Below are 26,992 nucleotides of genomic sequence, written 5' to 3'. Positions count from 1 at the left end.
AGCTTCTGGAGAGATTCTCAGCGGCTCACTCGGATTCCATGATACGGCTGAAATCAGCCACCTGCATCAGGGTATGATCGATCTTGCGCACCAGGGCGATGCGGTTGCGCCGCAGATCCTCTTGCTTGGCCATGACCAGGACGTTATCAAAGAAATTGTCGATCAACGGCTTCATTTGCAGGATTTCCGCGGCCACGGCTCGAAATTCCCGCAGTTCCAGGTGGCGGTGGATGGTGGGTTCCGTTTGCCTCAGGGTCTCGTAAAGCACCTTTTCTTCCTGGTCCTGAAGCTGTTCCGGGACCACATCTCCCACTTCGTCATCGCTTCGAGAGATGTTCTTTACCCGTTTGTGCAGGATCACCAAGGGCTGAATCGCGGGGGTGCCGAGCATTTCCGAGATCTCAAGCGTTTTAAGATAAAGGCGATAGATCTGCAGATTCGCATTGGTAATGACGGCTTCGGCCACATCGTGCCGGATGGCCAGATTTTCACGCATGATGTTATCCAGGCGGATGTAGAAGAGGTTCTCCACCTTCCGCATCAGGATATTTCTTTCGGTTTCATCCGTCACCAGCAAGTTGCAGGCATGCCCGATCAGGTCTGAAAGGCTGAAATCCAGACCCAGGTCCAGGATCACTTTGATAACGGCATTGGCGTCCCGGCGGATGCCGTAGGGATCGCTGGAGCTGGATGAGCGGATGCCTTTGGATAAGAAAGCGGTGATGTTGTCGATCTTGTCGCAGATGGACAACAAACCACCACCCAGGTGGTTGATGGGATCCTGTGTGAAACCCCGAGGTTCATAATGAGCGTAGACCGGGCGCCAGATCGACTCGGAAACCCCGGTTTCCCTCAAGTAAAGACCGCCCATGATGCCCTGAAGAGAGGGGAACTCGCCCACCATGCGGGTGACCAAGTCGTTTTTGCACCATTCCGCGGCTTTTTTGAGGTCTTCGGTCATGGAGTTGTTGTTTGTCAGACGGCAAAGATATGCAACCAGGGTCTGAATGCGGCTGGACTTATCCTGAAAAGAGCCCAGTCCTTCGTGGAATACCAGGGCGGAGAGTTTTTCGCGCAGGACGGGGAAATCTTCCGTGCGGTCGGATTCCCAGAAAAAGGATGCGTCCTCGAAAGTGGCCTTAATGACTTTCTCGTTGCCTCCAGCCACATTCCGGTGTTCATCCGGCACGTTGGATACGCCGATGAAGTGGTTGATCATGCGTCCGGAACTATCGTGGAGGGGATGGAGCTTTTTCTCGTTGCGCATGAATTCCGAAATGATCTCCTGGGGAAGGGTCAGGTAGCGGCGGTCGAATTCCCCTGAAAATACCACGGGGTACTCGTTGTTAAACACATAGTACCGCAGCATGTCCATATCGATTTCAACGGTGGTTTCAAGGTCTGCAGCCAACGAGATCGCATCCTGCAGGATGATCTTTTCCCGTTCACGCTCTGCGGCAATGACGAAGTTCTTGTGCAGTTTTTCGATGTAGTCCCGGTAAGAGTGGATCTCCAGTTTGTCCTCAGCCAGCAGGGGATGGGCGTCGATTTCCTGGGAGGATCGAATGCCGGCGAATTCCACGGCAATGAGCTCTCCGTCCAGAATGGCCAGTATGTTGCGGATGGGCCGGATAAAAGCAACTCGAGAATCGTTCCAGACCATGGCTTTGCGGAAGGTCAGGCCGGCGAGGATTCGTGGAATGGCTTTTTCGAACACGCGCTGGGACTTCTGGCCTTTGTGGCGGCGCTCAACCGCCATATACACCCCTTTGGCGGTTTCCACTTCCTGAACGTCATCCAGGGCCGTACCGTTGGCTTCCAGAAATTTGAGCAGGGGAACGGCCGGGTTCCCGGCATCATCGTAGGCGATGCGTTTGGATGGGCCGGTCAAGACTTCAGTGCGGTCACTTGCCTGATGAGGCAGGCCGGTGATATACACCATGAAGCGCCGGTTGGTGGCCGCAACTTCCATTGTGTCCATACCCAGGTGCTCATTTTCAAGTTCCATCCGGAAAGCGCCCGCCAACTGGTCGCGGATCCGTGGAGCTTCGGATACCGGAACCTCTTCAACGCCGAGTTCAAACAAAAAGTCAGCCATTCTGTTCACCCTCCCCGGGTTCCGCCTGAGGCTGGATCCGTTTCAGGTACAGGCCGGCAATGGCTCCGGCAAGGTCGCGCATTTCCGCCATAAGCGTGGTTCGCTCCGCCACGGATATGGCCTTGCGGGCATCCATGATATTAAAGGTGTGAGAGCATTTGAGCAGGTAGTCATAAGCGGGCAGGTACAGGCCGTTTTCCACCAGGTGCGTAGCTTCGTCGCGGTACATGCGGAAGGTGTCACGCAGCATGGGAATGTTTGCCGCTTCGAAGTTGTAAATGGAAAACTGGCGTTCTTCTTCATGGCGCAGATCGCGGTAGGAGGTTTTGTGCCCCCATTCCAGGTCGTATATATTGCTTTTGCGATCCAGAAAACTGGCCAGGCGCTCAACGCCATAGGTGATCTCAAGGGAATTGGGGTTCAACTCCTTGCCGCCGGCCTGCTGAAAATAGGTGAACTGGGTGATTTCCAATCCGTCACACATCACCTGCCAACCCACTCCCCAGGCGCCCAGTGATGGAGACGCCCAGTTGTCTTCGTCGAACTTGATGTCGTGGTTGCGGATATCTACGCCCAGATGATAGAGGCTGTTGAGATACAGGGATTGGCCATCAGTGGGAATGGGCTTTAGGATGACCTGGAACTGGTTGTGTTTTTGAACGCGGTTGGGATTGTCTCCATAGCGTCCGTCGTCGGGGCGGCGCGAAGGTTGCCAGTAGGCGACTTTCCAGGGGCGCGTTCCCAGAACGCGGAAGAACGTGTCCGGGGTCATGGTGCCGGCGCCGACTTCCAGGTCATATCCTGAAGCAATTACGCAGCCGTTCAGGGACCAGAATTCCTGAAGTTTGAGGATGATATCCTGAAGGCTCATGATCTCATTCCTGTTCCTGGGGTTGCCACCTCAATACCGGATGGCGCGCGGCCTGAACTTCATCCAGGCGACGCAGCGGGGTGTTGTGGGGTGCATTGCGTACCGTATCCGCATCATTTTCCGCTTCCGCCAGGATCTCTTTCATGGCGGCTATAAAACGGTCAAGGGTTTCCAGGCTTTCTGTTTCCGTGGGTTCGATCATCATGGCGCCGCGAACAATCAGCGGGAAGTAAATGGTAAAGGGATGAATGCCGTAATCCAGCAGGCGTTTGGCGATATCCAGGGTTGACACGGGTAAGTCTTTATCAGAGAACACGACTTCGTGCAGGGTGCGGGATTGATAAGGAAGGTCCAACACTTCACTGAGGCGGCAGCGGATGTAGTTTGCGTTCAGCACGGCATCTTCAGCGACAAGGCGCAGGCCATGGCGCCCCAGGCTCATCAGGTAGGCCAGGGCGCGGACCATGACCAGGAAATTTCCGTAGAAATTCTTGATGCGTCCGATGGTGTCGGGGATGTGGTAGCGGGGGCGAGAGCCGTCCGCTGCGGGAATCACGGGTGGAGGCAGGAAAGGCGCCAGGTGTTCGGCCACGCCGACGGGTCCGGATCCCGGTCCTCCGCCGCCATGAGGCGTAGCAAAAGTCTTGTGCAGGTTCAAGTGCAGGACGTCTACACCCAAGTCCCCGGGGCGGACGATGCCCAGCAGCGCGTTCATGTTTGCGCCGTCCATATACAGCATGGAGCCGTTATCATGCAGGGCCGCCGCAAGTTCACATATGTGCCGTTCAAATATTCCCAGTGTATTGGGATTGGTCAGCATTAGAGCGGCGACATCCTTGTCCAGATGCGCCTTGAGGGCTTCGGGCTCAAGTACGCCGTCCGGACCCGATGGGATCTCTTTTACACTGTATCCGGCGAAATGGGCGGACGCGGGGTTTGTTCCGTGAGCGGAGTCAGGGATCAACACGATACGGCGGGGATTCCCACGATCGCTCAAGCAGCGCCGGATTATCATCATTCCAGTCAATTCGCCGTGGGCGCCTGCCGCCGGGGCCAGTGAGAAGGCCTTCATTCCCGTGATTGCGCACAGCCGGGCCTCCAGATCGCGCATGATATCGATATTGCCTTTTACCAGATGGTGGGGTGTGTATGGGTGTGCGTTTGTAAATGAAGGTATGGCGGCTATGGTTTCGTTGACTTTGGGATTGTACTTCATGGTACAGGACCCCAGGGGGTAGAATCCCGAATCCACGGAGTGGTTGAGGTGGCTCAGGTTGGTGTAGTGGCGCACGATCTCGACTTCCGATAAACTGGGGAAACCGTGAATGTCGCTTCGCTGCAGTTCAGGATCCACATATTCCTTTGTTTCCGGCATGGGATCGGAGTCAAAAGAGTAACCGATCTTTCCGCGTCGGCTCTTGTCAAACAACAGTTCGGGCAGGGTGTTCACAGCGTACCTCCCATGGCGTTCAGCAGGCGGTCAATTTCGCTTTTCCGGTGCATCTCCGTGATGTTGATCAGCAGGCAATCCGCGTAGTCCGGGGCAAACCACTGCAATGGCACGCCTCCCAGAATGCGGTGGCTTTCCAACTGGGAAAGCAGGTCGTCTACGTGCCTGTTTTTAACCCGCACCACCACTTCGTTAAAGAAATTGCGCGGGAACACCAACTCCATGTTTGGCAGGGAGTTTACCCGGTCCGCGAAGTAGGAGGTGTTGGTGTGATTGGTCTGGGCGATGTTGATTAAACCGTCGTGCCCCATGGTGGCCATGTACATGGCGGCTCGCACTGCGCACCAGGCCTGGTTGGTACAGATGTTTGACGTGGCTCGTTCACGTTTGATGTGCTGCTCACGGGTCGAGAGGGTGAGCACGTAGCCGCGGCGCCCTTCCAGGTCTTTCGTTTCACCGACGATGCGGCCGGGAAGCTGACGCAGAAATTCCGTTTTGGTTGCCATGAATCCCAGGTATGGGCCGCCGAATCCCAGCGGCAAACCGAAACTCTGGGCTTCACCGGCTACAAGGTCGACACCGAGTTCACCCGGCGGCTTGAGAAACGCCAGTGACATGGCTTCGGTTACGATTTGGGCGGCGTAGGCGTCAACTGAATGCGTGAGTTCCGCAATGGCCGCGGATTCCTCGATGACACCGAAGAAATTGGGAGACTGAAAGATTAATCCCCCGGTTTCCGGATTCAGCAGGGCTTTCAACTTTTCCAGGTCCACACGGGCGGTGGCTGGATCCATAGGCACGGTTTCCGTCTGAATGCCCAGATTCTGGATATACGATTGAATGATTTCCCTGTATTCGGGGTGCAGGCTTTCCGCCACCAGGATACGGGGACGCCGGGATTTTCGTTGCATCAGCAACAGGGCTTCCGCCGCCGCGGTGCCGCCGTCATAGAGAGATGCATTCGAAAGGTCCATCCCGGTGAGCTGCGTGATCATGGTCTGGTACTCAAAAATGGCTTGCAGGCTTCCCTGACTGACCTCAGGTTGATAAGGGGTATAGGGTGTCAGAAATTCTCCCTTGGCGCTGAGAAGTGACACGACTTCCGGAATGAAATGGCGGTAAGCACCGGCACCGAGGAATGGCAGATATTCATCGTGACGGTTGGCCGCGGCAAGTTCACGGAATCGTTCCAGCAGGCGGTTCTCACTTAAGGCTTCAGGAATCTCGTTCAGGGGGGGAAAGCGGAATTTATCTGGAATATCGGCAAATAACTGCGCCGAATCCTTGATTCCCAGGCAGTTGTGCATCGATTCCCGGTCAGCATCCGTCAATGGCAGGAACCTCATGGCGTTCTCCTCTAGTCAGGAAATCATTTTCCGGTAATCTTCCGCCGGCATCAACTCGTCCAGTTCCGCTGCATCGGAAATCTTGATCTTGGCGATCCAGCCGCCGCCTTCGGCATCCTTGTTGATCTGTTCGGGGTGGTCTTCCAGGTTTTCGTTAACCGCGACGATTTCACCGCTTACCGGAGCGTAGACGTCGCTAACGGCTTTGACCGACTCCACATTGGCCAAGGCATCTCCGCGCTTGATGGAATCGCCCACGGCCGGGAGTTCCACATAAACCACATCGCCCAATTCGTGTTGGGCATGCTCAGAGATGCCCATTACCGCGATGTCACCTTCCAATCGGACCCATTCGTGATCCTTGGTGAATTTCAAGGCGTCAGCACTCATTTTTTTTCTCCTAACCTGAATTTTTTTTTCAGCTATATTTTTGTGCGGGACTTGCCGCGGATACAGGTTGCATGGCAACTCCCCGAAGTTTCCCGCATCAACTCTCCCGCTGGTAAAAAGGCATCTTTGTGACCCGGGCCTCCACGTCGCGGTTGTGGATCATGATATGAAACCGTGTTCCGGGTTCGGTGGCCTCGGGCGGCAGATATGTCATGCCGATGGCTTTATTCAGAAAAGGGGCCATGGTACCGCTGGTTACCTGTGAAAACTCTTTTCCCTGCCACAATACGGGGTAACCATGGCGGGCGATGCCCCGTCCAAAAACCTCAAATCCGGCCAGGCGGCGCTGGATGCCTTCTTCTTTCTGGCGCAAGAGCACATCGCGGCCGATGAAATCTTTTTTCTTGAATTTCAAGATCCAGCCCAGTCCCGCTTCCAGCACGGTATGGCTGTCATCGATGTCGTTTCCGTAGAGCGCCATACCGGCTTCCAGCCTCAGGGTGTCGCGGGCTCCAAGGCCGGCGGGGACAATTCCCAGGGATTCCCCCTGGCGGACGAAGTCCAGGAAAAGGGAGGTTGCGAACGCTTCATCGGATTTAAAGTACACTTCAAATCCATCTTCGCCGGTGTAACCCGTACGCGATATCAGCGCGGCAACGCCCTGAATTTCAGTAAAAACAAAAGAGTAGTACCTGATCTTTTGGAGGTCGGCTTCTGTAAATTGCGACAGCAGCACCCGGGCTTTGGGTCCCTGGATGGCAATCTGGGAGTACTCTTCACTCTCATTATGGATTTCCACATTAAAAGTCTCTGTTTTTTCGCGGATCCATGCCGCATCTTTCTCCAGGTTGGCCGCGTTCACCACCAGCAAATATTCGGAATCGGACAATTTGTGAACCAGCATGTCATCCACAAAACAGCCTTTTTCGGTGAGAAGGCCGGAATATTGAATACGGCCGGGTTCGAGCCGGGCGGCGTTGTTGGAAGATATGTATTGCACGGCATCCAGGGCCTGCGGGCCGCGCAAAAAGATTTCACCCATATGGCTGACGTCAAAGATTCCTCCGGTATGACGAACAGCGAGGTGTTCCTCTTTGACACCGGAGTACTGAACCGGAAGGTCCCAGCCGGCAAAATCCACCATCTTCCCGTTTAACTGGTAATGGGCATGGTTGATTCGGGTTTTCTTCATAATCATCTCCACACGATCCGGACCGGACGGCACTCTAGAAGCCTCGGATCCATCCGTTGCAATTCTGATCCAAAACTAGCACACCCCCGGGGAAATTTCAAGCAGTGCCGTGCTTTGGAAACCCTTGACATTTCCAGCGATCAACTTATATAATTATTTTTCAAAGGAAATCTTGGCGGATTCAGTCTGCTCTGTGGAGGATTCCATATGAAAAAACAATTTGTGTTGCTATTGATCATTATGATGATATCATCGTTTTTTTTGTTGGCGGATGAAAAACAGGATTTGTGGTCCAGGATCAGTCAGGAAAACAATCTGGAAGCCAAACTGACCCTGCTCCAGGAATATGAAAGCAAATTCGGCCAGGACCAGGACGAGCGGGCCCGTCTGCTCTATTTGAATCTGGCCCTGACGACTTACCAGTTAAAACAGTTTGAGAAGACCATTGCGTTCGGAGAGAAAGCCCTGACCCATAAAGACCTGGATCTGAAAAACAAACTCAACCTGTGCTTGTGGCTGTCCAATTCCTACAACGTCACCAAGACGGACTTGGAGAAAGCCCATGCGTATGCGGAACAGGTAATCGCCCTGGCCGGGGAATTAAAGGCCAGTGAGGGCAAAGATTCCCACGGAAAGTATGACAAGCAATACATCGCCCCGGCCCTGCGCATTCAAATTCAAACCCTGTATGCCCGGGGAAAAGACGATCCGGAAATGATCTCCCAGGCCGCCCGCAAGGGGCTGGAAGCCTATAACGTGGAACCAGTGCGCAAGAATGCCGACCTGCTGTTCTCTCTTTGCAACGGTTTGTTTAACCTCAACCGCAAACAAGAGGCGGTTTCAATCATGGAACAACTGGTGGAGAAAGAGTCCGATAATACCCGCTACATCAGTGCCCTGGCCGTATGGTATTCAAAGATGGGCAATAAAGACAAGGCCATCAACTACCTGGAACAGGCCTACAAAATCCGGCGCAATATCAAGACCGCTTACAACATAGCGGTTCTTTCCCAGTCTAAAGACGTGGACAAGGCCATCCGCTATCTCTCCGAGGCCTACCAGATGAATCCATCGACGCAGTCCCGGGTATATAAACTGCTCCGCCACCTCTACTACAATGTCAAGACGAAGGGGCAGACCCAGGAAGATCAGGATCAGGGATTTAACTCTGTTCTGGCTGCGGCCAAAACCCGTTTAAACCAATAGGCGTTTATCTGATTTTTGAATTATACGGTTAAAAGGATTCTGCGGCGGTCACCCGTTCGTGCCGTGATCTGGCGTGTGTCCATGTATTCCAGTAAGGGGATAATGGCGCGCCGACTCAAAGCGGTCAATTCACGGAATGTGGCGATGTCGATCATATCTCCCTGGTTGCGTTTGAATTTTTTCAGGCGGTTGATGATTTTGGCCAGATCCGCTTGAAAAACAAAATCCCGCTCGTTCAGTCGCACGACCTGTTCTTCGTTTAAGAGGAACCACAACGCACTGTTGATCGAAGGATATGATAACCCCGACGTGTGCAGCAGATCGTCGATGGAAAACACCACTTTGTGCCGGCGTTGGACCTCTTCCTCGATCAAGCGGATATTTTCTTTTTCTTTCACTGATAAACCCTGGCGCGGGAATGTGATCTGATCGTCCAGGAGGCGAAATGTCCCGGATTGGGTTTCAGGAAACAAAAGGTAGCGAAAGAGCAGTGAAGAATGCGGGATCTTCAGGTGAAATTCCAAATGCGTCAGGGGGATGGCTCGGGTGCTTTTTTCCCGCTTGGCTTCCAGCCACTCCCTCATGGATTTGCGCAAGCGCGCCAAACTGTCCTGGGATGTGACCAGCAAAGGCAGGGTTTCGATGAGTTTCAATTCACCACGCAATTCAGATTGAACTAGGCGTTGCAACATTTCTGCATGTGAAATGGCATAGAAGTCCAGAATGAGCCCGGCTTCCAGAAAGCGGTCGACCTCAAGCAAAAGAAGAACGATTTGGCCGGGATCCGGATCGGGATGGGTTTGCAGGATATGAGCAATCTTGCGCAATTTGCGCTTGTTGTACTTGGACAATACCGGCAATAGAACGTCACCGGGGATATCGCGGTTACCCAGGCGCATAAACTGGTGGTGCCGCAGAAAGATCTGCTGTTTAAAATGCGCGGTATACAGCCCCGTATCTACACGAGTGAAGGTTGCCTGCAGGTTGCTGTTCCCCAGTGAAACCCTGCCCGTGAAATGAAGTTCTTCGTGCTTCAGGGCAACGAAATAGGCATTGAACTTCATGGCAGGAAAGGCCGTTGTGTGGGAACACTGAATCGTTGCTCAACATCCATGGGGAACAGGTGGGGTGAGTGAGGGGATTTGAACCCCCAACATTCGGTTCCACAGACCGATACTCTACCCTTGAGCTACACTCACCACTTACTCTGATTTTACCGCATGGCCGCTGGGATGTCAATACGGGACGCGGTTGACCCGGGGTAGCGGATGGGCTAAACTTAGATTGGATCGAGCCGATGGGCTGGGGTCAAATGGTGAGGAGGAAATCATGCGTTGTTTTTTGTCTTTGGGCTTGTTGTTGCTGGTCGTGATGCCGGCTACCGGTTTACAGGCGGAAGAGGGGATGTGGCCTCTCAGTGAAATTCACAAGTTGGATTTGGCTTCCCGGGGGTTGCTCATGGATCCGCTGGAACTGTATAACCCCGATGGGGTCAGCCTGATTGACGGTATCATCAACTTGAGCGGTTGCACCGCGTCCTTTATTTCAACGGATGGTCTGATCCTGACCAACTACCACTGCGCGTTTCGGGCGATTCAGTCCGCCACCAGTGCTGAAAACGACTTGTTTGAGAACGGATTCATGGCAGAAGACCGCTCCAAAGAACTGTCCGCTCCCGGCTACACCGTACGCATCATCGATTCCTATCGTGATGTGTCCAACCAAGTGTTGGCCGCGGTAAGCCCGGGTATGCCTTATGCGCGGCAAACCCGTGCAAGGGAAAAGCGCATGAAATCCATTGTTCAGAAAGCCGAAAAAGCCCATCCCGGCAAGCGTGCCTCCGTGGCCGAGATGTTTCCCGGCAAGACCTATGTGTTGTTTGTCTACACGGATCTGCGGGATATCCGGCTGGTATACGCTCCCCCCCGTTCCATCGGGGAATTCGGTGGCGAAGAAGACAACTGGATGTGGCCGCGCCATACCGGGGATTTCGCTTTGCTGCGTGCCTACACGGGGCCGGATGGTGAGCCGGCTGACCGGAGCGAAAACAACCGGCCTTATCATCCCGAAGCCTATCTTCATGTTAATCCCGATGGTGTCAGTGAAGGAGATTTCGTTTTCATTCCCGGATATCCCGGACGCACATACCGGCACCGCACATCTTATTTCCTGGAATTTGAAGAGAACCGCCGCATGCCCTGGGTGGTGACTCAATACCAGTGGATGATCAACGTTCTGGAAAAGATGAGTATGGAAGACCATGACGCGGCCATTCAACTGGCTCCCCGGCTCAAGGGACTCTGGAATGTGATGAAAAATTATCGCGGCAAGTTGAAAGGAATGCGGCAAGCGAAAATCACCGCCCAGCGGCGCAATCAGGAAGAAAAAATTCAGGCGTTTATTCTTTCCCAGCCGGAGTTGAAGGAAAAGTACGGATCGGTGTTGGATGAAATCCGCAAAGTATACGAACAGGATCAGCAGGATTGGAAAGCGCGCCTTGCCTGCTCCTACCTGCCCCGGGCCGCCTTTTTGCTGGGTACGGCCCACACTTTGTACGAGGCCGCTGTTGAACGTCGCAAACCCGACCTGCAACGTAAGTCCGCCTACATGGATCGCAATTTCACCCGCTTGAGCCAACGAATCCTGCGCGGTTACCGTGACTTCTATTTGCCTGCGGACCGGGCATTAACGCAACACATGCTGTCGCAGGTGCTGTCGGAGCCGGATTCAGCCTACGTTGAGCCCATCCGGGCGGCCCTGGGTGAAAAGGAATTGCCCCAATTCATCCAGTGGATTTTCCGGGACACGGAAATGGTTGAACGCGCTTGCGCGGAAAAGTGGTTGAAAGCAAAACCGGAGGATTTCCGGCGTTCCAAGGATCCCATGATCCGCTTGGCTCTGGCGCTGCACCCGGTACTGGATCGGATTGAAGAAGAGGGTAAAGCACGCAAGGGTCGTCTGGACGAGCAACTGGCTCGATTGGTTGAAGTCAAGCGCCGGTTCCTGGGGCGGGATTTCATTCCTGATGCCAACGGCACATTGCGACTGACCATGGGCCGCATCCGCGGCTACTCCCCGGCTGACGCGGTAAAGATGGCGCCTTTAACCACCTTGGGCGGCCTGGTGGAGAAGCATCGGGGTCAACCGCCTTTCATTGCGCCCGAGCGCTTGCGGCAATTGGTGGCCAAAAACCATGACGGCGGCTTTGCGGACCCCGTTCCGGGCCAGGTGCCGGTGGCCATGCTGTACGATTGTGATACCACGGGAGGCAACTCGGGCAGCCCGGTTCTGGATGCCCGGGGCAAGCTGGTGGGCTTGAATTTCGATCGCGTTTTCGAAGCCACCGTCAACGATTACGCGTGGAGTGACCGTTTCAGCCGCTCAATCGGAGTGGATATCCGTTTCATCCTATGGTTCCTGAGTGAGTATAGCGGGGCCCATCACCTAGTGCGCGAAATGGGAGTGGCTGTTTCGGCAAAGGAGGGATGATATGCGCTTGAGATGGCTGATTCCACTGGGCATCATCGTGTTTTTGCTGGGAGGTTTCCTGGCCGAACCCCTGATGAACGGGATCAACGCTATTGCCAAGTCTCAGGTTTTTTCCACGCGCAAATCATTGCGCACTGAGCTGGCAACCGTGAAAGAGTCCCGTGACGCGATCAGGGCCCGGCTGGAGGCAGAGCAGGAAGGGCTGACGCGGCTGGCCGCGGAACTCCAAGACCGGGATTTTCAGCGCTTGACCCGGGAAGCCTTGCTCGGCGCCGCGGATGAAGAAGGCGAAAACCGCGTGATGCTACGTCCCGCGGAATCGGAAATGCTGTTGCGCCCCGCGGACCGGGACAGTGCCGCCCTGGGGGCGGTACGCTCCCAGTTCAACCGCAAAATGGCCGATATGTTGGATGTATCGCGGCGCATTCTGGGCGATAAGGTCGCGCGACTGAACCTGGAGTTGAAAGAGATCAATACCGATCTTCAGGAACGCAACCTTTTGCTGAAAGAGAAACTGGATGAACTGGATGAATACCGCCAACGTCTGGATCAACAGAAGTCCTACATCGGAGAATTGGAAAACATACGCACCGATCTTCAGGCGGCGGTGACGGATTTGGAAACCAAGATCGAAGACGGCCAGCTGAGAGTGTCGTTCCAGGGAGATATCCTCTTCGCATCCGGCAGTCACAGCCTGCGTCCGCCCGGTCGGCGTCTTCTTGATTCGGTTTTTCCCGTTTTGCTGCAACAGGTGGATAAAGTCGATATCTTTGTGGCCGGCCACACCGATAATGTCCCCATTCGGCCCGATGCCCGTGACCGTTATGCATCCAATTGGGAATTGTCGACCTACCGGGCTATTGAGGTGGTGAAATATCTGACGGACAAAGGCATGAACCCCAGGCATTTGACCGCCGCTGGTTACGGGGAGTACAAGCCGGTAACGGATAATTCCACGGAAGCGGGGCGGCGCCGCAACCGGCGGGTGGAGTTGTTTTTGATTCCGCAAGTGATCCGCAGGGCACCAAACGCACGTAAGGGGGACGGTTCTTGAGTGCGCTAAGCAATTTGACATTTTGGCTTTATCGCCTATATAGGTATTCTTTTTGCGGGAGCGACTGAACTGAAATTTTGAGTGCCGTTGTTTTATATGCAGAATGTCAAATTGTCAAGAACCGTCCCCCTTCATCCACGTTCCCCTTCAAGCAGCAAACGCTTGATTTCAAGCGCGGCGGCGGCGGCGATACCATCGACTTTCCGGGCCTCCTCTTTGCTGAAGCGCCCCAGAACCCAGGATGTGACTGAGCCCCGGCCGGGTCGTGAAATGCCCAGCCGCAGTCGCAGAAAATCCCGGGTCCCCAGCGAATCGGTTATGGACCGCAGCCCGTTGTGCCCTCCCAGTCCCCCGCCTCTTTTGAGCGCGATGCGGCCGAAGTCCAATTCCAGGTCGTCGTGAACGACCAGTATTTCGTTTGGGGAAATTGCCAGGTATCCGGCCATGCGAGAAATACTGCGGCCGCTGAGGTTCATCAGGGTCATGGGCTTGAGCAGCCAGGTGGATCCCCCGGAAAAAGAATAGCGGCTGATTTCTCCCTGGAAGCGTTTTTTCCAGTCGTGGGGAGGCGGATCCAGGAACTCGGGCACTCTCCAGGCGAAATTATGCCGGGTGTTCCGGTATCCATCGCCTGGATTTCCCAAAAACACAACCAGTTTCAAATAGAAGGGCGGCGCGTTTTCAGGCGGATTCACTGCGCGATAATCGGGCCGCCGACCCTGCCGACCGCGGTAACAAAAGTCGGAGGAGGATCTTCAATGTGGATCCCCAGTTCATTAGATCCATGAGCCGAAAAGGTCTTCCTGATCCAGCGGATGGTCCCGGACAAATTGAATTCTTCGCCGTCGAGTTGGAGGCTGACGCGGATCTGTCGCCGGGTCGGCAAAGAAGGCAAAGCCACTTTGATGCCGTCTTCGCTGATATCCAGAAGCATCCCGGCCTTGTCGTCAACTTTGATCAGACTTCTTTTTTTTAGTCTTTTGTCTTTGCGCTTTTCCATGGCGGCTCACCCTATCCGGCTCTTGGATTTTGGATTCAGCATACGCTGATCTTTTTGAATTTTCAAGGGTTGTGGCGGCAGATTCGTGAGCAGGCCCGGGCCAAGGCGAGTCCACGGGCCCCCGGTATTCAAGCAGGTGGTGTCCATAGGCATTCAAACGGAAATGCAACCCCCGGCGCCGCAGATCAGCGGCGGATTGGATGACGCGGGTTCCGGTTACGAGGTCATGAAAATATAGATCTCTGTGGCTGGAAGCAGGGATCTGCAAGATGTCTGTCAGGTTATGACCCGGGTTCAAGTCTCCATCACGCAGGCTGCCTTCAGTGGATGCATAGCAGTTGTGGACCAGAACCAGCAAGGTTTCTCTTCCCCGTCCGCGGGAAAAGGCCAGAACATTTTCGTCGATTTCTCCATTATCGGTGCGAAAAGAAAACATCTCCAGGTCATCGGCTGCAGCAAAACGCCGGCGTTGCCGCATCAGGGGGAATACAAAGGCGTTATGGTGTTGATACAGGGGCTCATCCCGGTTTTCGCTGCTGCGGGGGGCGGCGAACTCCATGCCGTACTTCTCTTCCAGGCCTTCCACTTGGCCATGGGCGAACATGGGAAGCCCGGGGAGGGTCAACATCAAGGTACAGGCGGCAAAATACTTGTCTCCCCGGCCGAATTGTCTTGCCGTTGTTTCTTCATCCGGATTGCTTAAAAAATTAACGAAACGGGAGAGAACGGAAGGGTTTTCTTTCCAGATGGAAAGGATGTACTTGCGGAAATCCGCGTTTTCTTCGTTACGCAGCATGTGCATAAAGGTGCTGTTGTACACCCGGTGCATGCCCAGTCTGCGTACGAAATAGCTCTCCATCAGCCAGAACGCTTCCGCCAGGAGCAAAGTATCCGGAAATTCCATTGTCATGGTATCCACCACCCCGCGCCAGAATTCTTCCGGCATTTCGGCGTCAAAAGCGGCCTGATCCAGAGCCGACTCCGCCCGGGAAGGAATGGCACCTCCCTGCCCGCGGGCAGGGTACCAAAGGCGGCGAAAGTGTCGCCTGGTCAGCGTCATGGCGGCATCAAAGCGGATGATGGGCACCCGGCGGGCAACGCCGCGAATCTGGTCCATCACGATCCGCCGCACTTTTTCTTGAAGAAAATCCAACTGGGCCGTGTCGTTCCAGGGGATATGGGTGCCGTCATTGCCGTGGTACACATAGCGTTGCCGGCCTTTGCGGTCATGCATGCGAAACACCACCGCCGCATCGGAATGATCAAAGTAATGATCTTCAATGTGGATCGAAGTCTCCGCTTCGGGGCTGAGTTCAGGCCCATTGAACGAATATCCGGGATAGGGGCAGTCATTGCGCTGGATAAACAGTTCCGGGTGATTTCGGACCATGGGTGAATCCAAACCCATGTGGTTGGGAACCATGTCGGCCCCCAAACGAATGCCCACTCCGGCGGCGCGATGTGAAAGGTTTTCCAGGGCGTTGTCTCCTCCCAGTTCGGGCGCGACGTGGTAACGGTTGATCGCATAAGCTGAGGCCAGGGCTTCATGGTCGCCGCAGAGGCGCTTGATGCGCAGTGAAGCGGGGCTACGCTCCCACAGCCCCACCAGCCAGATACCCGTAAATCCCTGAGCCGCAAGGAGTTGCAACTCTTCATCGGGAATATCTGACAGGCTGTTGACCGGGCGCTGCCAGCGTACACTTAATTGGTGCAGCCATACATGGGCATGCTTGGCCACCAGCACGAGCTTCCTCATCCAATCGCTGTCATGACTGAAATAATCCGCTCCATCCATGGATTCATCCGCGCGGCGCCAGTAAGTGGCTTTCGGCGGCGGTGGAGGATGGGCGGGGGGTTTTTCTTCGGCCACCAAATCCAGCGCGCTGTTAACGCAATCAGCCAGGTCGGGCATCCAGGCTCCCCATTCACGTTTCAAGACCACCAGTTGCTCAAACAGGGAGTCCGGGGCGGCACGGACCGCTGCCGTTAACGCGTCAGGCAGAAAGGCAATCTTTTCCTCGCTTGAATCGGGAGTGGCACGCAGCAGAGACTCCAGTAGGGGCAGAACGGTGGAAAAAACTTTCTGCGCAAGCAGTTTTTCCACTGGAAACAGTGCTTTTACCCGATTCAGAGCCGGGTTGGCTGTTGCCAGATCGAGCAGCCAGAGTTCTTCGAGCATTTGTGATCTGCGTTGCAATCCATCCAGGTACTCGGCGGGCGAGGTGCGGTTGAAAAACACTCCTTCCGGTGGGAAATCCGTCGTAACCAGGCAAAGAATCTGATCCAATTGGGTCGGTCCCATTTTCCGGGCCAGGATGTTTACCGGCAAAACGGCTGAGCCCAGGCTGATGCGGATGATCCGGTGTTGGATCTGGTGGATCAGCGAGGCGGCCAGAAGTTCACCGGCCCCGAGTGGGGGCATCGCGGCTGCGGCAATTCGTGCGGCAAATCCGCGGGCGCAGGGAATTGATTTCAATACCAGATCTCCTTCGCTGGAGAGCCGGGAAGGATCGGGTTGGAGCTGCTCGCGGATTTTGCGGTGAAGGCGCATTTGTTGTTCACACTAGCCCATTGCCAAAGGGAAGTCAATCGCGATGCAAAAATTTGATTTTCCTTTTCCAGCCGGGGTATAATTCCGGAAAGGCGAATCGGATCTGCTGACATGCAACACAACGTACGCAAGATGGTGCTTGTTTTCACCGTCCTTTTGGTGGCCGGACTGTCCGGGTTGTTTCTGGCCATTGCCGAGTTCAATCGCAAGTACGAATCCCAGTTGGAATCCCTGGGAAAGATGCAGCAGCGCGTGCGCTCGCTGGAAAAAGAACTTGATTTGCGCAACAGACAGCTCAAGGATTACGAGATCACCCGCTACCGGGTGCAGGCTTTTGCGCGTCGTTATCCATTGTTTGATCGTATCGCCCAGGTGGTCTTCCAAAAAAGCCGTGAATACGGATTTCATCCCCGGTTGGTCATGGGCGTGATCCAGGTGGAGAGCGCTTTCAATCCCAAGGCGGTTTCCCATCGCGGTGCTTATGGGTTGATGCAGGTTAACCTGTCGGTTTGGAAAGATGAGTTAAAGATCGATCGTCGCCGCATTTTTGATGTTGAATACAACATCGACCTGGGCTTACAGATTCTGAAACAATATTCCCTGGTTGCCAAGGGCAATATCCAGCGGGCGTTGCATCTCTACAATAATGGTTACAAATACAACAATACCGGATATGTACTGCGGGTCAACTCCGTTCTTTTCGATTCCGACGTCAACCAACTGTCCCGGTTCAACCTGACGCAACCGTCGGGACAACCTTAGCCTGCGTTTCGCGACAATCCTTGCGAGAAATGCAGGCTGGTCCGGGGAAGCCCGGTTATTCGCCTGGGGCGTATTCGGTTTTCAAGATGACGTCCATGGGTTGGTGTTCGCCGCCTTCATGTTGAAAATCCACGCCGCTCACCCGGCTGCCGCTCTTTTCGAACAGGTCGATCTCCCAAAAGAAATCCGGCCACAATGTGGTACGGAAACGGTATACTGATGGCTTCAGGCGGCAGATGCGCCAGGCGGGGCCATGTTGGATGGGACTTCCGTAGGCGGTTAATTGCATACGCCCCTGGTCGCCGAAAAAGTGCAACATCAGGTCATTCAGGGGAATGATCACCCTTCTGGGCTGGGTGAAACGTGATCCGCCGTCCACTTCAATGCGCGTGGGTAGTTCCCGCCCCCGGCCGCCGGTCTGGCAGAACTGGGCCCCGCGCACTTCCCAGACGCCCCGGTCAACGGTGTTGATCTCCCAGTGATAATCGGGCCAGTTGGCATGGCGCAACTGGAAGATATAGGGACGCATGCGGCACTTGCGCCAGTCTTTGCCGTCCGAAATCACGTCCCCCTGGCTTTCAATGGTGAGCTTGTAGTTTTCCGGTTCGAAAACCAGTTGTGCCTGGTTCAGTCCAACCTCGAGTTTCTGGAGTTTGGGAAACGCCAGCAGGGTCAGGCCCAGAATGCTGTTGTCCAGGCGGGCATATTCTTTCAGTTTTCCTTCCGGGTCAGCCACCACGGCCATGTAATACTTGCCCGGAGGTACGTCAAAGGGAATGGTGATGGAGTCGGTAAAAGAAATCTTACGACTCTCGCCCGGATCCAGTTGCTTTAGCGTAACCCGTCCCAGGCGCAAGGGCGCGTCCGGTGAGAAAACCGTGACACTGGGAATGGGGGTTGGCGGCAACTGGCTCTGGGCGGAAAGCAGCAATTCCACCTGAACTTCCTCAGCAGGGGAGGCGCCTTTGTTTTTTACCGACACTTCAATCTCATCAGTTATGTCCTGGCCGTTCTGAATGTGAATGGGGAATTTCATCTCCACGGCCAGGTCGGGGACTTCCGAGAATGTCAGGTGGTAAAAACGCAAGTAGTTCAATTCCTTCTGCTGGTAGCGTTTGTCTGCGTCCCGGATCACGAAACGGCCGTCCGGGATTTTAATGTCCTTGGTAACCAGTTGCAGCAGGTAACCCGATTCACCTGGGTTGCTCTGGACATTTTCCAGGATTTTTCGGTAGTCATTTTCTTTGAATTCCACCAGGAGCCACTGGTCATTTACCACGCGGAAAGTCCACTTGATTTCTCCGTTTTTCACTTTTCCCAGCCGCGCAACGGTTTCGCCGTCCGTGTTGATGATCTCCAGATCACCGGCGGCATCCTGGAGTTCGTCCAACCGGATCATCTCGTACAGGTTGTCCAGGCTTAAGAGCAGATGGTTGCCCGACTCCTGATTCAGTACAGGTTCCTTGATTTTAAGGAAACGTGCCGTCGATTGCTGTTGTCCCGCGTACAGCAGGACCGCGGACAGGATTGCGATAACCGGTACACTTTTCTTGCCTGTCATGCCGACCTCCCGATCTGAGCAGTTGATATCATTTCGAAAGCATAAGGTTTCATTATACATTATGGTATAAACGCCCTTATTTTTCAGGCGTTTGTCCCAGCGAATCGTTGGGGCGTTTGATTCCGTCCATTCGTGGGGTACAATCCTTTCGGAGATACCGTGATCGATACATTCAGCTACTCCGCCATTGCCACGTTCAACAATTGCCCGATGGCTTTCCGTTTCCGTTACCTGGAGAAGCGCCCTGAGGCTTTTGTTACGGTGGAAACCCACATGGGCCGGGTGATGCACGGGGTCCTCTTTCAGGCGTATGCGGCCACAGATGGGCCCGCCTCCGTTCCGGCAGCCGTATTGGAGGCAAAATACCGTGAGTTGTGGGAGCAAGCGGATCTCCAGCGCCTGCATATTGTCCGGCAAGAGGTATCTCTGCATGAGTATTTCCAGGCCGGCCACGACATGCTGCTTGCCTATCAGAGACGGGTCATGGGCAATGACCGGCGTTTCAGCCTGGGGCTGGAAAAAAACTTTCAGTTGCATCTTTCTCCAGATATCGCTTTCCGCGGTGTGGTGGACCGCATTGCCCGCCAGGAGAATGGTTGTCTGCGCGTGATCGATTACAAGACCGGCCGTACCGGCGATCCCTTCGACTCCCTGCAATTGCCTGCGTACGCACTGTTTGCTTTGACGCTGACCACGGATGAAGCCGTGGAATTGTGTTTCGAGGACCTGCGTGAACAAGTGACAAAAACGACTTTGTTTTTTCGCGCCCAGGCGGATAACACAAAACAACAGTTGGTGGAGGCCATAGATGTGATCCGGCAGGCAAAGGAATTTCCGCCCCGGCCTTCGGCCTTGTGTCGCTGGTGCGGCTACAGTCCGGATTGCCCGGCAGTCGCCGGTCCGTCACTCGCTGTCGGGGTATCGGAACCGGCCGGCGACTTGTGCGACAGCTGTCCGGAATGCGGCGCACCACTGGTACGCCGCAAGGGCCGGTACGGAGAGTTTTTGGGTTGCACGGCATTTCCCGGCTGCCGTTTTACTTTGGACTTGAGTGTCAACGAGGCGCAAATGCCCGCGGAGATGGTCTGTCCCGAGTGCGGAAGTCCCTTGCGTGAGCGCAAGGGCCGCTACGGACGTTTTCTGGGCTGTTCGCGATATCCCGCGTGCCGATTTTCCCGCGATGTTTCCACGAAAGACAAAAAGGCCTGACCGTTCTCTTCTATATTGAATGGATTAAAACGGATGAATGACATGTTGCAGACCGTGGGGATACGCGTAAGCGGACGCAAGCGATTTTAAAAGCAGTGCCGTTCTCTTGTCTGATTGTTTGTTTAAACTCCGGACCCGCTGATACCAGAGGGTCTTCGCCGCCGGTGGTTGACTTGGACCATGTAGTTCAGTATACTGAAAAGACTCTGACGGGAAAGTTGTAAATTCTAATTCCAACTAGAGGAGGAAAATATGCGCAAAGCCCTTATTATGGGTGCGGCTGGACGGGATTTTCACAATTTCAACACGTTTTTCCGCCATCGCAAGGATATCGAGGTAGTGGCCTTTACCGCCACGCAGATTCCAGGGATCGATGACAAAAAGTATCCGGCTGAGCTGGCGGGAAAGGAACAATATCCAAACGGCATTCCCATCCATCCTGAGACTGAACTGGAAAACCTGATCCGTGATCACGGTATTCAGGACGTGTATTTCTCATACAGCGACCTGCCCTACGAGTATGTGATGAGTCGTTCCGCCCAGGTAAATATGACGGGCGCCAATTTCATCTTGCTCGGTCCCGGTGAAACCATGGTAAAGAGTTCCAAGCCCGTGGTTTCGATCTGTGCCGTTCGAACCGGTTGCGGCAAGAGCCAGACAACCCGCCGGGTATCCGCGGTGCTCCAGGAGATGGGGCTGAAAGTGGCGGCTATCCGTCACCCCATGCCTTATGGCGACCTGGTTAAACAGCGGGTGCAGCGTTTTGCTTCGCTTGAAGATTTAAAAAAGCACGAGTGTACAATTGAAGAGATGGAAGAATACGAGCCCCATATCGCCAGTGGTACGGTGATATATGCCGGCGTCGATTATGAAGCCATCTTGCGCGAAGCGGAAAAAGAAGCAGACATCATATTGTGGGACGGCGGCAACAACGATTTCCCTTTCTACCATTCAGACCTGGAGATTGTGGTGGTGGATCCCCATCGTCCCGGTCACGAAGTTTCTTATTATCCGGGCGAAGTCAACCTGCGTCGCGCCGACGTGATTGTCATCAACAAGATTGATACCGCTGATCTGGATGGTATCCTTGAGGTTCGCGAAAATATCCGCGAGTTCAATCCCGGTGCGGTTGTCGTGGACGCTGCTTCCCCGGTTTTCGTTGATGATTCCGAAAAGATCCGCGGCAAGCGGGTCCTGGTTGTGGAAGACGGGCCTACCCTGACCCATGGCGAGATGACCTATGGTGCGGGAGTCGTGGCTGCATACAAATTCGGAGCTGAGGAGTTGGTGAATCCGCGTCCGTTTGCGGTCGGCGAGATCGAAAAAACCTACGCCAAATATCCGGAAATCGGCGAAGAACTGCTGCCGGCCATGGGATACGGTGACAAGCAGATAAAGGATCTGGAGGCCACGATCAATGCCGTGGACTGTGATCTGGTGATCATCGGCACACCCATTGATCTGGGACGGGTCATCACCATCAATAAACCCATGGTTCGAGTTACATACGAGCTGGATGAGATCGGCAAGCCCACACTTGCAGACATTCTGCAAAAAAAATTTCGGAAATAGGAGCGCGGTTAATTAACGGTCTGCCGGGTAATGTTTCGGCAGGCCGTTCCGCACGGTGATGAAAAAACGAACAGCGCTTGTAGCATTCGGCGGCAACGCCATGTTGCCCGCGGGCAGCCGGGGAACCGCCAGCGAACAATACCGCAATGCCCGTAACGCAGCCGCCCTGATGGCGGAAATCGTGCGCAAAGGGTACGAGTTGGTGATCGTTCACGGCAACGGACCACAGGTGGGCAACATTCTGTTGCAGATGGAAGCCGGGGCCAATATTACTCCGCCCATGCCCATTGATATCTGTGATGCCATGACTGAGGGCAGTATGGGGTACTTGCTGGAGCGGGCATTGATCAACGAGCTGCGCAAACGATCGATCGACAAAGAAGTGGTTACGATGCTGACCCAGGTGGTGGTGGATCGCAATGATCCCGCCTTTTCCCGTCCCACCAAACCCATCGGTCCGTTTTACCCGGATTTTCGCGCTCGGCAGTTGAGAAGAGAAAATCGTTGGGAGATGGTGGAAGATGCCGGAAGGGGTTTCAGGCGCGTTGTGCCTTCGCCGCATCCCATCGATATCGTTCCCAAACGCGCCATTCGTACCCTGCTTGACAACGGCGTCATCGTCATCAGCGCCGGCGGGGGCGGTATTCCGGTTCATATCAACGGCTCGGGCTATCTGGAGGGAGTGGAAGCGGTAATCGACAAAGATTTCGCCGCTTCTTTGATCGCTCGAGAAGAAGGGGTTGACCTTTTCGTGATCCTTACCGGCGTGGACCGTGTGTATGAAAATTTCGGAACTCCGGAAGCCAAGCCGGTACGTGTCATGAGCCTGTCCCGGGCCCGGGCCATGCTGGAGGCCGGGCAATTCCCGGCCGGCTCAATGGCGCCCAAGATCAAGGCCGCCATGGAGTACATTGAGGCGGGAGGCCGGGAAGTGTTGATCACTTCAGCAGAGAAACTGAAAGCGGCAATGATCGGGAGGTCCGGCACACGTATCGTGGCTGGAGGGGAGTCATGAAACCAGTTCATTGCGATACAAGGAGAGAATGGTGGAAGTCAACCTGAATATTGAAGATCCAGATGTTGAGGTGATCCGCTCCTATTTAAAGGGCAAGGAAATCCCTCAGGAACTGGATGAACTGGTATACCACCTGGCGCTGGTTAAAACCAGGCATTTGCGCAAAAATCGGGTCAAGATCTTCGATCCCGGTTGTGAATACCGGGAAGGCGACCTGATCTTTAAAGAATACTCCGGCAAACTGCCGACCGGGGCCAAGCGTTTCATTGAAATGGATCACGGCGTTGTGTTAAAGGTGGTGGAAGTGCGCCAGAACCTGGGGCGCCATGAGATACGGCTGGAATACGACGGTACTTCGGATTTTCTCGGGTACACCCAATACCTGGAACGACAGAAAATCGATTTGCTGTTGCCGCATAAGCAGGCTCGCCCCATTTGCAAAACCCGGTATCTGGAAGAAGAGCAAGACCCGCGTCTCAAGCAGCAACCCCTGGTGGAACGTGATTTCAATCGCTTGCGCAAAAAAGTGGTCAGCGCGTTGAGCCGCATCCAGGGAGTGGCCTTTATCTCGGAGAGATTGTTGCTTGAGGAGAACCTGAAGAAAATCGACGACAGCGTATTCAGCCATATTCGTGAATTTCTTCGTGAAAACAAAAAATCGGAAAGTACGGAGTTTCTGGTGGAGAATTTTGTCAAAATCAAACCCAAAGACCCCGCTTTTTCCGCCTATTGTTTTGCCTTGAATTTCCGCATGATGCGGGATTTCAAGATCGATTTTCATCAGACCAGCATGACGGGTTGGGGACGCTGGAACTTGATTTCCGTTATCTACCATTTGCGCAAAGATTCTTTAATCAGCTTGTTTAATCCTTTGGAAAAAGAGGTTCACCTGCCCAACCGCAAGGGATTGACGTTGTTACGGCGAAAATTGAATGCGGAGTTGTTTCCGGAACCCAACCGTTTTTACCTGACCCAGCGTGAAGTGGCTTCAGGGGCGTTGCGTGTCAAGCCCGGGACGTTTCAATTTGGGGAATCGATTGAACTCACGGCCCATGAAGTCGGCACCAAAAAGGAACTCACTCTCTATTACTATCCGGATGACCAGTTGATCATGGGGTTCAAGGATTACTTTGAGGGCATTCGCGCCCTTCAGGCCCTGAGTCTGACCCTGGAGCAGGTTGGCGAAGATCGTTTTCAGTTCGAGGTGCGAACCACCAAGAAAGGTACGGTCTCTGATCGCGTGGAGTACGATCCGGATAAAGGCACGTTCCGGGTTACGGAAGAAAAAGTGGCTTCGCCGGTGTTTGCCAACAAAACCATGTTCCTGGAATCAGAGGTGTTTCGCATTGTGCACGAACATATCGAAGATTTCCGCGAAGCCGATTCCATGAACGACTTGGTGCAGCGGGTCTTCCTGGTATTCGGTCTCCGTGAACGCAATTACGAGATCCACACCCTGCGTTTGTACCATGTTTTGGATCTCATCTATCCGGTATGTCTCCGTACCGTGGAAGACATCCTGCTGGCCAATCCGGAATTTGTCTCTTCTGAGAAGGTCCCCGGTGTTTTCTACCTGGATTCTGATTCCATTGGTCAGCCCGAAACAGAGGAACGTGAACGCCTGTTGGAGGTTCATGAAATTGAAGAGAAGGCGGAAGTGGAGGTCGAAGCAGAGGTGGTTTCGGCCGCTGATACGCAAGCCGGGGAAGAGAGCAGCCGCGAAGAAGAGATCCGTTTGTTGCGTGAAGAACGGCGTCGCCGCCGCGAAGAAGAGATGCGCATAAAAGAAGAGCGCATGCGTCGCATCCGCATCGAGAAACTGGGAGAACGGCTGCAGGCTGTTGAAGTGCCGCCCGTGGTTGCCGAACCAAAGGAGGCGGAGGCGGAAACGACTCGTCGCCGGCGTCGCACTGAAGAAGAGGAGAAAACACCCAAGCCCAAAAAGCGAGTGGAAAAGGCACCGGTTCCTGAAGAGGAAACCCTGGACATGGATGAGATCGAAGAGGAAATCCAACTGGAAAAGCTCAAGGAAGAAGTGCTTGAGAAAAAGCCGGTTGAGGTTCCCAAGGAAAAGAAAGAGGTCGCGTACCAGGACGATGGCGGTTTCGGCGGTATTCTGGCTTCCAAACTGGATGACTTGTCGGAAAAAGAAAAAAAGCAAACAAAAAAGCCGGATAAAAAGAAGGGCGGGACCAAAAAGTGAAATTGTTGACCGCCCAATGGATGCGGGAAATCGATTCCCGGGCCATTGAAAAGATCGGTATCCCCTCCCTGGTTTTGATGGAGAACGCTTCCCGGGGAGCGGCGCGCTGGTTCCGGGAGTGTTTCCCGGCTGCACGCTTCAGCCATGCTGTGGTCTTGGCGGGAAGGGGCAACAACGGCGGAGACGGAATGGCCGTGGCCCGGATCCTGGCGGATTGGAATGTCTCCACGGTTGTTTGCCTCATGGCGGAACCAACTGCATTGCGTGCCGATTCAGCGCGGCAATACGCATTAATGACATCCCTGGGTATACCGGTACACATATTGCCGGGAAAGGAAGCGTTGTCGCGGTTGTTTGCGCAAATGCCCCGGGAACGGACTTTTATAGTGGACGCCTTGCTGGGCATCGGTATCGATCGCCCGGTTATCGAGGGTCCACTGGCGCAGGCGATCCAGGCAATCAATGCCTCGGGTTTACCCGTTGCCGCAGTGGATGTTCCCTCCGGTCTATGCGAAAGTGTGCTTCCCGGGAAAGGACTCTGCGTGCATGCCGCATGTACGGCTACTTTTCATGCCTTGAAAGTGGCGCACCTTTATCCGGATGGAAATTCCCAATGCGGGCGCATCCGCGTAGTGGATATCGGGATTCCCACCATGGCTGAAGCGGGAGTGGGGGATTCGTTAATGATCACGACGCCGGAGTTGGCTTATCCCTTGGCGGCGCCGCGCACACCCGGGGCCCACAAGAAAGATTTCGGGCATGTGCTTTCGATTGCCGGTTCAGTAGACAAACCCGGTGCCGGATTTCTCTGCGCGTATGCGGCCCTGCGCGGAGGCGCGGGGCTGAGCACCCTTGCCTTGCCCCAGAACAGTCCGTCGGCAGCACTTCGGAATCCGGAAATCATGACCCTCTACTGGCGGCAAGCCGATGACCTGGCGGCCGTGCTGCAAGGCTTCGATGCCATCGCTGTCGGTCCCGGGCTGGGAGTGGATAACCCGATTCCGGAAATGCTGAACCGCTTGTTGAGCGTGTCAAAAGTGCCCTTGATCCTGGATGCGGATGCCTTGAATGCATTGGCCGGGAACCTGCCGCGTTTGCGCGATGCATCCGCTCCGGTGGTGATCACTCCCCATCCCGGAGAGTTCTCACGCTTGACCGGTTGGCCGGCCGAAAAAATTCTGGCGGACCGTTGGCGGGCGGCCCGTGCAGTGGCCATGGAAAACAAGATTGTCGTGGTTTTGAAAGGTCATCACACGGTGGTGGCTTCACCCCAGGGTCGTGTGTGGGTGAACGCAACCGGTAATCCCGGAATGGCTACTGCCGGGAGCGGGGACGTATTAACCGGATTCATTGCGGCCCAGGTGGCCCGGGCGCGCAGTCATTGCCCGTTGGACGAGATTTGCGCCGCCGCGGTTTACCTTCACGGAAAGGCCGGAGACCTGGCCGCCGCACGCATGGGAGAGATCGGCATGACGGCGGGTGACCTGCTGGATGAATTGCCCGCGGCCATTAAGGGAATTCATGATGATCCGGGGCCTTTCACGATCGAGCGCTGAAACCCGGCTCTGGGGGAACGCCCTGGGCGGAGTCCTGATCGGCAAAGAGCTGATCCTGGTTCATGGCGGACTGGGCGTTGGCAAGACTCGTTTTGTCCAGGGCCTGTACGCCGGGCTGGGAGGAGATCCGGGCGACATCGTCAGCCCGACTTTTTCCTTGATGAATGTTCACGATCTTGCCGACGGATTGCGGTTGCTCCATTACGACCTGTACCGCTTGGAAGCGGTTGCGGGCGGACGCATGCCGGAAATCGACGATGAACTCGGGGAAGCAATCCAGGTAGTGGAATGGGCCCAATACCTGGGACCTCGCTACCAGAAATTACCCGATGCCGTCACCGTTATCCTGGAATTTGCAGGCGAAGAGAACGGGCAGCGAAATATCTTTATTCAATGGCGCAACTTGAATGCCGCCGGCCTGGCAAAAGAAATGAAACGACTGGGACTTGACGTCCATTCCGGCTGAA

The 26,992-nt window shown here is 54.7% G+C and carries 21 protein-coding genes and 1 tRNA gene; 10 read left to right on the top strand and 12 right to left on the bottom strand.

The annotated features are described in order from the left end of the window. Nucleotides 1–25 precede the first annotated feature (25 nt). From ENN40_08600 to gcvT, 6 genes are all read right to left on the bottom strand, one after another. Nucleotides 26–2,098 carry a glycine--tRNA ligase subunit beta gene (locus ENN40_08600; protein HDP95401.1) on the bottom strand — a complete coding sequence of 691 codons (2,073 nt, stop codon included), beginning with the start codon at nucleotides 2,096–2,098 and terminating at the stop codon, nucleotides 26–28. Continuing rightward, nucleotides 2,091–2,969 (bottom strand): glycine--tRNA ligase subunit alpha, encoded by an 879-nt coding sequence (locus ENN40_08595; protein HDP95400.1) that lies wholly within the window; start codon nucleotides 2,967–2,969, stop codon nucleotides 2,091–2,093. The genes ENN40_08600 and ENN40_08595 overlap by 8 nt, the downstream gene beginning before the upstream one ends. Nucleotides 2,970–2,973: 4 nt before the next feature. Beyond that, entirely contained in the window at nucleotides 2,974–4,419 is a 1,446-nt protein-coding gene (locus ENN40_08590; protein HDP95399.1) for a glycine dehydrogenase subunit 2, read from the bottom strand. Next, nucleotides 4,416–5,765, bottom strand: coding sequence for an aminomethyl-transferring glycine dehydrogenase subunit GcvPA (locus tag ENN40_08585; GenBank protein ID HDP95398.1), 1,350 nt, complete (start codon nucleotides 5,763–5,765; stop codon nucleotides 4,416–4,418). The genes ENN40_08590 and ENN40_08585 overlap by 4 nt, the downstream gene beginning before the upstream one ends. 15 nt (nucleotides 5,766–5,780) lie before the next feature. Then, the gene (gcvH, locus tag ENN40_08580) at nucleotides 5,781–6,155 is read right to left on the bottom strand and encodes a glycine cleavage system protein GcvH (GenBank protein ID HDP95397.1); all 375 of its coding nucleotides are present in this window, start codon (nucleotides 6,153–6,155) and stop codon (nucleotides 5,781–5,783) included. Nucleotides 6,156–6,252: 97 nt separating this feature from the next. Then, complete coding sequence (gcvT, locus tag ENN40_08575) at nucleotides 6,253–7,347, bottom strand: glycine cleavage system aminomethyltransferase GcvT (GenBank protein ID HDP95396.1); 1,095 nt, start codon at nucleotides 7,345–7,347, stop codon at nucleotides 6,253–6,255. A 207-nt stretch (nucleotides 7,348–7,554) separates the two neighbouring features. On the opposite strand from gcvT, the gene ENN40_08570 reads away from it, so the two are divergent. After that, nucleotides 7,555–8,553 (top strand): tetratricopeptide repeat protein, encoded by a 999-nt coding sequence (locus ENN40_08570; GenBank protein ID HDP95395.1) that lies wholly within the window; start codon nucleotides 7,555–7,557, stop codon nucleotides 8,551–8,553. A 20-nt stretch (nucleotides 8,554–8,573) separates the two neighbouring features. Here the strand turns inward: ENN40_08570 and ENN40_08565 are convergent, their stop codons facing one another. Together ENN40_08565 and ENN40_08560 are read right to left on the bottom strand one after the other, a co-directional pair. Beyond that, the gene (locus tag ENN40_08565; protein HDP95394.1) at nucleotides 8,574–9,617 is read right to left on the bottom strand and encodes a hypothetical protein; all 1,044 of its coding nucleotides are present in this window, start codon (nucleotides 9,615–9,617) and stop codon (nucleotides 8,574–8,576) included. A gap of 60 nt (nucleotides 9,618–9,677) precedes the next feature. Beyond that, a tRNA-His gene (locus ENN40_08560) sits at nucleotides 9,678–9,752 on the bottom strand. A 130-nt stretch (nucleotides 9,753–9,882) separates the two neighbouring features. Here ENN40_08560 and ENN40_08555 point away from each other — a divergent pair. Then, nucleotides 9,883–12,042, top strand: coding sequence for a S46 family peptidase (locus ENN40_08555; protein HDP95393.1), 2,160 nt, complete (start codon nucleotides 9,883–9,885; stop codon nucleotides 12,040–12,042). Between the two features lies 1 nt (nucleotide 12,043). Then, nucleotides 12,044–13,096, top strand: coding sequence for a hypothetical protein (locus tag ENN40_08550; GenBank protein HDP95392.1), 1,053 nt, complete (start codon nucleotides 12,044–12,046; stop codon nucleotides 13,094–13,096). A gap of 131 nt (nucleotides 13,097–13,227) precedes the next feature. On the opposite strand, the gene ENN40_08545 is transcribed toward ENN40_08550, so the two are convergent. Genes ENN40_08545 through ENN40_08535 form a run of 3 tightly spaced genes read right to left on the bottom strand, consistent with a single transcriptional unit; the run spans nucleotide 13,228 to nucleotide 16,647 of the window. After that, nucleotides 13,228–13,791 (bottom strand): aminoacyl-tRNA hydrolase, encoded by a 564-nt coding sequence (locus ENN40_08545; protein ID HDP95391.1) that lies wholly within the window; start codon nucleotides 13,789–13,791, stop codon nucleotides 13,228–13,230. Continuing rightward, on the bottom strand, nucleotides 13,788–14,096 hold the full coding sequence (locus tag ENN40_08540; protein HDP95390.1) for a PilZ domain-containing protein: 309 nt from the start codon (nucleotides 14,094–14,096) through the stop codon (nucleotides 13,788–13,790). The genes ENN40_08545 and ENN40_08540 overlap by 4 nt, the downstream gene beginning before the upstream one ends. Beyond that, nucleotides 14,044–16,647, bottom strand: a complete 2,604-nt coding sequence (locus tag ENN40_08535) for an alpha-amylase (protein ID HDP95389.1) — start codon at nucleotides 16,645–16,647, stop codon at nucleotides 14,044–14,046. Before ENN40_08535 ends, ENN40_08540 begins: the two co-directional genes overlap by 53 nt. Nucleotides 16,648–16,758: 111 nt before the next feature. Between ENN40_08535 and ENN40_08530 the strand changes: the two genes are divergently transcribed. Next, nucleotides 16,759–17,409, top strand: a complete 651-nt coding sequence (locus tag ENN40_08530; protein HDP95388.1) for a hypothetical protein — start codon at nucleotides 16,759–16,761, stop codon at nucleotides 17,407–17,409. A gap of 55 nt (nucleotides 17,410–17,464) precedes the next feature. Here the strand turns inward: ENN40_08530 and ENN40_08525 are convergent, their stop codons facing one another. Then, nucleotides 17,465–19,030, bottom strand: coding sequence for a hypothetical protein (locus ENN40_08525; protein ID HDP95387.1), 1,566 nt, complete (start codon nucleotides 19,028–19,030; stop codon nucleotides 17,465–17,467). Nucleotides 19,031–19,129: 99 nt separating this feature from the next. On the opposite strand from ENN40_08525, the gene ENN40_08520 reads away from it, so the two are divergent. The 6 genes from ENN40_08520 (at nucleotide 19,130) to tsaE (ending at nucleotide 26,991) form a co-directional block, all read left to right on the top strand. Next, nucleotides 19,130–20,179, top strand: a complete 1,050-nt coding sequence (locus ENN40_08520; protein ID HDP95386.1) for a hypothetical protein — start codon at nucleotides 19,130–19,132, stop codon at nucleotides 20,177–20,179. Nucleotides 20,180–20,431: 252 nt separating this feature from the next. Continuing rightward, nucleotides 20,432–21,751, top strand: a complete 1,320-nt coding sequence (locus ENN40_08515; GenBank protein HDP95385.1) for a GTPase — start codon at nucleotides 20,432–20,434, stop codon at nucleotides 21,749–21,751. 58 nt (nucleotides 21,752–21,809) lie between these two features. Beyond that, entirely contained in the window at nucleotides 21,810–22,766 is a 957-nt protein-coding gene (arcC, locus tag ENN40_08510; GenBank protein HDP95384.1) for a carbamate kinase, read from the top strand. A gap of 28 nt (nucleotides 22,767–22,794) precedes the next feature. Continuing rightward, nucleotides 22,795–24,969 (top strand): hypothetical protein, encoded by a 2,175-nt coding sequence (locus tag ENN40_08505; protein ID HDP95383.1) that lies wholly within the window; start codon nucleotides 22,795–22,797, stop codon nucleotides 24,967–24,969. Beyond that, the gene (locus tag ENN40_08500) at nucleotides 24,966–26,525 is read left to right on the top strand and encodes an NAD(P)H-hydrate dehydratase (protein ID HDP95382.1); all 1,560 of its coding nucleotides are present in this window, start codon (nucleotides 24,966–24,968) and stop codon (nucleotides 26,523–26,525) included. Before ENN40_08505 ends, ENN40_08500 begins: the two co-directional genes overlap by 4 nt. Then, nucleotides 26,461–26,991 carry a tRNA (adenosine(37)-N6)-threonylcarbamoyltransferase complex ATPase subunit type 1 TsaE gene (tsaE, locus tag ENN40_08495; protein HDP95381.1) on the top strand — a complete coding sequence of 177 codons (531 nt, stop codon included), beginning with the start codon at nucleotides 26,461–26,463 and terminating at the stop codon, nucleotides 26,989–26,991. Before ENN40_08500 ends, tsaE begins: the two co-directional genes overlap by 65 nt. Nucleotide 26,992: the final 1 nt, after the last annotated feature.

Source organism: Candidatus Aminicenantes bacterium (assembly GCA_011049425.1).
Classification (GTDB): Bacteria; Acidobacteriota; Aminicenantia; order UBA2199; family UBA2199; genus UBA876.
The sequence above is the reverse complement of the archived record's forward strand: the minus strand, read 5'-3'. Positions and strand labels throughout refer to the sequence as shown.